This window comes from Spirochaeta dissipatitropha (assembly GCF_054657935.1).
In genome coordinates this window covers 1-339 of sequence record NZ_BAAHXT010000060.1, presented here as the reverse complement: position 1 = coordinate 339, position 339 = coordinate 1, and the positions used below count along the sequence as shown (strand labels likewise).

1 protein-coding gene is annotated in these 339 nt (G+C 56.3%); it reads right to left on the bottom strand.

Annotated elements, in window-relative coordinates; genetic code table 11:
• Window positions 1-339 (bottom strand): Rpn family recombination-promoting nuclease/putative transposase (locus tag ACYQ2L_RS17230; protein ID WP_460058366.1); only part of this gene is annotated, 339 nt, incomplete at both ends.

The following is a 339-nucleotide window of genomic DNA, read 5'->3' as shown; positions in this document are numbered from 1 at the left end:
GAATCGTGGGCTGTGAATCAAGAGCAAGCCACCGTTCTTCGCCAGTTCGTTCAGCTTACGCAGAAGCAGATTGAAGTTACGACGGGCATACTTCATGGCGAACAGGGCCGCCTGCAGCTCAAGTGAGCCCTGGATTTTCTCATCCGGCAGGGTGGCCAGATTGAATACATGCACGGAGAAATCCGGTTGGTTCTCCAGGTCTGCAGGGTGAAGATCCGGCGGGAGCATGGCGGTGGAAAAGCGGTCCGGGAGTTCGCGCTGGGGGCCATGGTAAAAGAGAATCGGCAATACCGGGCGTAGTGGTACAGCCGTACCAGCAGGTTTGGCTTTCATTCGATC